General features: G+C 59.8%; 5 protein-coding genes. 3 read left to right on the forward strand and 2 right to left on the reverse strand.

Going from position 1 to position 7,153, the window contains the following annotated elements; genetic code table 11:
- The coding region (locus tag VN623_RS09040) for an EAL domain-containing protein (RefSeq protein WP_325570262.1) at positions 1 to 1,781 on the reverse strand (1,781 nt) is incomplete at its 3' end.
- 20 nt (positions 1,782 to 1,801) lie between these two features.
- Here VN623_RS09040 and recA point away from each other — a divergent pair.
- The 3 genes from recA to VN623_RS09055 all read left to right on the forward strand — a co-directional run bounded on the left by recA (position 1,802) and on the right by VN623_RS09055 (position 6,380).
- Entirely contained in the window at positions 1,802 to 2,944 is a 1,143-nt protein-coding gene (recA, locus tag VN623_RS09045; RefSeq protein WP_325570264.1) for a recombinase RecA, read from the forward strand.
- A 142-nt stretch (positions 2,945 to 3,086) separates the two neighbouring features.
- On the forward strand, positions 3,087 to 5,780 hold the full coding sequence (gene alaS / locus VN623_RS09050) for an alanine--tRNA ligase (RefSeq protein ID WP_325570266.1): 2,694 nt from the start codon (positions 3,087 to 3,089) through the stop codon (positions 5,778 to 5,780).
- Between the two features lie 114 nt (positions 5,781 to 5,894).
- The gene (locus VN623_RS09055; protein ID WP_325570268.1) at positions 5,895 to 6,380 is read left to right on the forward strand and encodes a hypothetical protein; all 486 of its coding nucleotides are present in this window, start codon (positions 5,895 to 5,897) and stop codon (positions 6,378 to 6,380) included.
- 36 nt (positions 6,381 to 6,416) lie between these two features.
- Here VN623_RS09055 and VN623_RS09060 read toward each other — a convergent pair.
- A partial coding sequence (locus VN623_RS09060; RefSeq protein ID WP_325570269.1) for an NADP-dependent isocitrate dehydrogenase occupies positions 6,417 to 7,153 on the reverse strand: 737 nt, incomplete at its 5' end.

Below are 7,153 nucleotides of genomic sequence, written 5' to 3' on the forward strand. Positions count from 1 at the left end.
TTGTCGCCGCCAGACTTTCCACACGTGCGGAGAAACACAATGAACTCGTCGATGCCGACCGGTCGCGAGACCGCGTATCCCTGGATGTAATCCACGACGCCCGTCGTGCGCAGCAGATTGAGCCGAGCGTCCGTTTCGACACCTTCGACAACGATCAGGTGCCCCGAGGTCTTGATCATGTCTATGACCGGAAGAAGCATCCGGCCCAGAACACTGTCTGGTGGTGACATGGCAAACGAACGGTCGAGCTTCACTCCGTGCACCGCCAGCCGCGCTACGCGTTCGATGCTCGAGTATCCCGTGCCGAAATCGTCGATGTACGTCTTGATCCCGGCGCGCCCCAGCTCCTCGACTGAAAGCTGCGCCTTCTCAAAATCGATCTGATCGTTTTCGATGAGTTCGACGGCAACGGTGAGGTGGCTATCCCGGCCGGCAAATTTCGAGAAAATCCGGAGAAGCGTCTCGCTATCGAAATCACTGGCAAACACATTGAAATTGATCTGCAGAGGCAGATCGTCTGGGAGGTGTCCGCGGAGTTCCTCGTGTGCCTTGTCGGCGACCATCTGTGTGAACGCCAGCGTGTGGCCCGTGCGCTCCACGATGTTGATAAAGCGATCTGGAGCGACGATCGTGCCGTCTATATCGCGCCATCTGGCAAGCACCTCGCATCCGGATACTTTCCCAGACTTCAAGTCGACGACCGGCTGGTAGGCGATGACGACGGAGTGAGGGCAAAGGTATCTGCAAAAGCGGGCCTCGAACGACCAATAGCGATTGAACCACGAAACGATATTGATGGAACATATCCATGCGAAGAGTGCTGCGAGAATGGCAATCGACGAAAGGATGGTGCCCCATTCTCGCGCCCAAACCAGAAGCCGCGCTTCAGATGCCACGCAGTGGAGCCGGTGACCACCACAACGCCAGCTGCTTACGGTTGTAAGACGGCCAATTAAATTCACATGTGCCGGTTGTGTAACGCGCCGATAAACTTCAGGCTCGCCGGCAACGTACCAAAGCTGTCCTTTCGGTCCGACGGCAACGATTTCTTTCTCCAGCCAGTTCGCACCGTTGCGGTAACCGGAGTAGGGCGGGATTGCCACTGCGAACGAGCCCAGCTTTGCAAAGTTGCCCGTCGCGCCAGGGAGTCCGATGGGTTCCAGATCGCGATAGAGCCACAGATCTAGATCTACTGGTCCATTCCCTTTGATGTCGGGCTCACCCAAGGAAACGGGGATGTCGAACTTAGAATGGCTGGTGCTGCATTTGACGATACCGTGCGGCGCATAGAGGAATTCATTCAATCCGTCCGGCAGAAAGGCCACGGTCTGCAGTTGTGCAAAGAAGAGGCGCGAACATCGGGGTGCGGTGGCTTCGCGCTGCAGCCTTTGCAACGCGGACACGGCATTTTGCCGGATTTGAGCGATGCGGCTTAGCTCTGCCTCCTGGTCGTGACGGATATAGCTGCTGACCTGCCAGACAATGAAGCCGTACCCGATACCGAGAAGAGAGGAAAACAGGGCGCACCAAAGAAAGCACAGAAGTAACCGCTCACGCCGGCCTTCGATAAGTGCATTTACAAGTGCTGACATACGCAGTACCCGCCACACATTGGCCGCACACGCTGACTGAACGCTGTAAAGATTGCGTATGAACGATCGGAACAATTGATGCCTCTCGGCGTATGAAGCGCCGGCAGTGAGTAGGGAACAAAGCAGGATTGACGATTTGGAACAAATCAAGTACACGATCGGTAATTGTAGGCGCAGGGCGCTTGCCATAGGGATTGAGGGTGACGACGATGGACCGATCAGACTTCACGGTGCTCGAAGGGGGCAAAATGGATAAAAAGCAGGCGCTGGAGCAGGCACTCGCGCAGATCGACAAGAGCTTTGGCAAGGGCTCGATCATGCGCCTCGGCGCCAATGAGAAGCTGGTCGACATCGAGGCGATCTCGACCGGCTCGCTCGGTCTCGACATCGCACTCGGCATCGGCGGTCTGCCGAAGGGCCGTATCATCGAAATTTATGGACCGGAAAGTTCGGGCAAGACGACGCTGGCTTTGCAGGTCGTGGCCGAAGCCCAGAAGAAGGGCGGCATTTGCGGCTTCATCGACGCCGAGCATGCGATCGATCCGCAGTACGCCAGAAAGCTCGGTGTCAAGGTCGAAGATCTGTTGATCTCGCAGCCGGACACCGGCGAACAGGCCCTTGAAATTACCGACACGCTGGTTCGCTCGGGTGCGGTTGATGTGCTCGTCATCGACTCGGTCGCCGCGCTCACGCCGAAAGCCGAACTCGAAGGCGAAATGGGCGATAGCTTGCCGGGTCTGCAGGCGCGCTTGATGAGCCAGGCGTTGCGCAAATTAACGGGCTCGATCTCCAAGTCGAATACGATGGTGATCTTCATCAATCAGATCCGCATGAAGATCGGCGTGATGTTCGGCAACCCCGAGACGACGACGGGCGGCAACGCGCTGAAATTCTATGCGTCCGTGCGCCTCGACATTCGCCGCATCGGCCAGATCAAGGAACGCGAAGAGTCGGTCGGCAATCAGACCCGCGTTAAGGTCGTCAAGAACAAGGTGGCGCCGCCTTTCAAGCAGGTCGAATTCGACATCATGTACGGTGAAGGCATCTCGAAAGTCGGCGAGCTGATCGATCTCGGCGTCAAGGCGGGTCTGGTCGAGAAATCGGGCGCGTGGCTCTCTTATCACGGCGAACGCATTGGCCAAGGCCGCGAGAACGCCAAGTCGTATCTGAGGGAGAATACCAAGATCGCAGTCGAGCTCGAGCGCGCCATCCGCGAGAACGCCGGGCTCATCGTCGAGAAGCTGCTGCTCGACCCCGATGCCAGGGAAGACGACGGCGAAGAGCCGGACGCAGACGGTGTGCTGCCCGACGAGGATACGAGCTCGAAGAAGGCCGCCAAGGGCAAGCGTTAAAGAGAGCGACCGGCGCGCTTTCCGCCTCACCCGTCGTTTCTGGACACGTCAAGGGGCCGCCGCTACAACGGCGGCCTTAACGTGTTCGGGGAAAAGGCCATGTCCGGAAAGGGCATCGCCGTGAAAGGTTTGAAAGCACGACATGGCTGGCGTCAGCGAAATTCGCTCCTCGTTCCTCGACTACTTCGGCAGAAATGCGCACGAGATTGTACCGTCGTCGCCGCTCGTGCCGCGCAACGATCCGACGTTGATGTTTACCAACGCCGGCATGGTGCAGTTCAAGAACGTCTTTACCGGTCAAGAGACGCGCGCCATTCCGCGCGCTGCATCGTCGCAGAAATGCGTCCGCGCCGGCGGCAAGCACAATGATCTTGATAACGTCGGCTATACGGCACGCCACCACACCTTCTTCGAGATGCTCGGAAACTTTTCGTTCGGCGATTATTTCAAGGATCGCGCCATCGAGCTTGCCTGGAACCTCCTGACGAAGGAATTCGGTCTCGACAAGAAGCGCCTCGTGATCACGATCTATCACACCGACGACGAGGCCTACGCGATCTGGAAGAAGATTTCGGGCCTTCCCGACAGCAAGATCATCCGCATCGCGACCGCCGACAATTTCTGGCAGATGGGCGACACTGGCCCATGCGGGCCGTGCTCGGAAATTTTTTTCGATCACGGCGACAAGATTGCCGGTGGTCCGCCGGGTTCCGCCGACTCCGAAGGCGATCGCTTCATCGAGATTTGGAATCTCGTGTTCATGCAATTCGAGCAGCGTGCTCCGGGCGACCGCGTTGATCTTCCGCGCCCCTCGATCGATACCGGCATGGGGCTGGAGCGCATTGCGGCCGTTCTGCAAGGCAAGCACGACAACTACGATATCGATCTCTTCGTAAATCTTATCCAGACGATCCGGCAGGAGTCGGCCAAAGCCGGTGCGAAAGAATCCGGCGTCGATGGCGGCGCGGAATTTCTTCGCATCGCGCGCCGGGTCATCGCCGACCATCTGCGCTCGACGAGCTTTCTGATCGCCGACGGCGTGTTGCCCTCGAACGAGGGTCGCGGCTACGTGCTGCGCCGTATCATGCGACGCGCCATGCGTTATGCCCACCAGATCGGCTGCGTCGAACCGCTGATGTACACCCTCGTGCCTTCTCTCGTTCGCGAAATGGGTGACGCCTACCCGGAGCTTGTGCGTGCCCAACCCATCATCACCGAAACGCTGAAGCTCGAAGAGACGAAGTTCAAACGGACGCTCGATAACGGCCTGAAGCTTCTCGGCGAAAGTTCGTCGGGCTTGAAGAAGGGCGCGGTTTTTTCGGGCGATGTCGCGTTCAAGCTCTACGACACGTTCGGCTTCCCGCTGGATTTGACCGAAGACGCGCTGAAGCCGCGCGGCATCACCGTCGACACGGCGGCGTTCCAAACCGCGATGAAAAAGCAGAAAGAAGCCGCGAAGGCCGCCTGGAAGGGCTCCGGCGAAGCGGCGACGGAAGGATTTTGGTTCGAGATCAAGGACAAGACCGGCGCCAGCGAATTCCTCGGCTACGACACCGAAACTGCGGAGGGCATCGTCGCGGCGCTCGTCTCTGGCGGCAAAGAGGTGACAAACCTCAGAGCCGGCCAAGAAGGCGCGCTCGTTCTGAACCAGACGCCGTTCTATGGCGAAAGCGGCGGCCAGGTCGGCGACACCGGCATCATCAAAGGGCCGAAAGGCGCGATTTTCCGCGTCACCGATACGCAGAAGAAACTCGGCGATCTGTTCGTCCACATCGGCAAGGTCGAAGCGGGAAGTTTCAAAGCCGGCGATGCAGTCGAACTCGAAGTCGACCACGCGCGGCGTCTGGCGACGCGGGCCAATCACTCAGCAACGCATCTTCTGCACGAAGCGCTGCGTCAGGTGCTCGGAACGCATGTGGCGCAGAAGGGTTCGCTCGTCTCGCCTGATCGTCTGCGCTTCGACTTTTCCCACACCAAGCCGATGTCGGCCGAGGAAATAAAGGCCGTCGAGGACATGGCGAACGCCGTGCTGATCGAGAATACGCCGGTCGTCACGCGCTTGATGGCGCTCGACGAAGCGCGGGCCACGGGCGCAATGGCGCTGTTCGGTGAAAAGTACGGCGATGAAGTCCGCGTCGTATCGATGGGGAGCACGCGGCCCGGCGCCAATAAGGCTTGGTCCGTCGAGCTTTGCGGCGGCACGCATGTCTCGCGCACCGGCGACATCGGCCTCATTCGTATCGTCGGCGAAAGCGCCAGCGCTGCGGGCGTGCGCCGCCTCGAAGCACTGACGGGCGAAGGCGCGCGAGCCTATCTCGACGAGCAGGACCAGCGCGTCAAGGACGCCGCCGGCGTGCTTCGAACGCGCCCCGAGGAGTTGGTCGCCCGCGTCAAAAGCCTCGTCGAGGAAAGGAAGACGCTGGAGAAGCAATTGGCGGACGCCAAGCGTCAGCTGGCGCTCGGCGGCAACGCTCACGGTCCGGCAGGCGACGACGATGCCGTCCGCAGCGTCGGCAAGGTGAAGCTCCTGGCGCGCACGGTGCAGGGCCTCAACCCGAAGGATTTGCGCGGCCTGATCGATGACGGCAAGAAGCAGGTTGGCTCCGGCATCGTTGCGGTCGTCGGCGTTACGGAGGATGGCAAGGCCGGCCTCGCCGTCGGCGTCACCGACGATCTGCTGGCAACGTGGAGCGCCGTCGATCTCGTTAAGACAGGCGCCGAGGCCCTTGGCGGCAAGGGTGGCGGCGGCCGGCCCGACATGGCGCAGGCAGGCGGTCCCGATGGCAGCAAGGCGGGCGAAGCGCTCAGGGCCATCGAGGCACGCCTGGCGGGTTGAGCAGATTGCTTGGCGACGCGATACCGTTCGTTACCTTGCTGGCTTTTCACTAATGACCGTCGGAAATATCCGGTATATACGCGGCCAAATCGCATCATCCGAGGATCGCTCATCATGACCTGCACGTCTCTGCGTTTCGCCGCTCCGATCTTTGCGCTCTGTCTCGCAATGGCACTTCCTGCGATGGCCGACGATGCGATCGTAAAGGTCGCCCCAACGCCGATGCCGGCCGCCGGTCCAACAGTCACCAAAGCCGAGGAGTTTTGCGGCGATCCGACAGGCAAAGCCGAAGAGCTGATCCAGCGCTATTCGACGAAGCCCGGCTTGAAGCAGGTCTATAAGAGCATCGACTACGTCGCTTTTAGCGACGACGAGAAGAACGCCTCGGTCATGTACACATTTACTGTCAAGGGGCACCCTGCCTATCCGGCGGCAGTCTGCCGAAAGCCGGTGCGTGAGGGCGGCAATCTCGTCATCAAGATGTCGGTTGTCTGCGACGGCGCCGCTGAACCCTGCAGCAAACTCAAAAACGACTTCAATGTCATGACGGCGAAGATGCAGGCCCAGGTCGATCAGCAGATCGCCGAGCAAAAGAAATAAGCGCCGAAGCGGCGTCGGCGACGATTGGACGTCGCCTCACGCCGCTTTCGCCATCGCCGCTTTGAGGTTCGCGTCGACCCTGTCGAGGAAGCCGGTCGTCGACAGCCACTTCTGCTCGGGCCCGACGAGCAAAGCTAGATCCTTCGTCATGTAACCCGCTTCGACAGTCGCGACACACACCTTCTCGAGCGTTTGCGAGAATTTCAGCAGTGCTTCATTGCCATCGAGCTTGGCGCGATGCGCCAGTCCGCGTGTCCAGGCGAAAATCGATGCGATGGCGTTGGTCGACGTTTCGCGGCCTTTCTGATGCTCTCGATAATGGCGCGTGACGGTGCCGTGCGCGGCTTCCGCCTCGACCGTCTTGCCGTCCGGCGACATCAGCACGCTGGTCATCAATCCGAGTGAACCGAAGCCCTGGGCGACGGTATCGGACTGCACGTCGCCGTCGTAGTTTTTGCAGGCCCACACGTAGCCGCCCGGCCATTTGAGCGCGCTCGCAACCATGTCGTCGATCAGGCGGTGCTCGTAGGTGATCTTGCGTTTTTCGAATTCGGTTCTGAACTCGGCGTCGAACACCTCCTGGAAAATATCCTTGAAGCGTCCGTCATAGGCTTTGAGGATGGTGTTCTTGGTCGAAAGATAGACGGGATAATTGCGCGCCAGACCATAGTTGAGCGATGCGCGGGCGAATTCCCGGATCGAGTCATCGAGATTGTACATTTCCATCGCCACGCCGGCGCCGGGCGTCTTGAATACCTCGCGCTCGATCACGG

The organism is Hyphomicrobium sp. (assembly GCF_035572195.1).
GTDB lineage: Bacteria > Pseudomonadota > Alphaproteobacteria > Rhizobiales > Hyphomicrobiaceae > Hyphomicrobium_B.

Excerpts from the sequence above, each read along its gene's own strand:
- alaS (WP_325570266.1), top strand. The coding sequence starts at position 3,087 with ATGGCTGGCGTCAGCGAAATTCGCTCCTCGTTCCTCGACTACTTCGGC.
- VN623_RS09055 (WP_325570268.1), top strand. The coding sequence starts at position 5,895 with ATGACCTGCACGTCTCTGCGTTTCGCCGCTCCGATCTTTGCGCTCTGT.
- recA (WP_325570264.1), top strand. The coding sequence starts at position 1,802 with ATGGACCGATCAGACTTCACGGTGCTCGAAGGGGGCAAAATGGATAAA.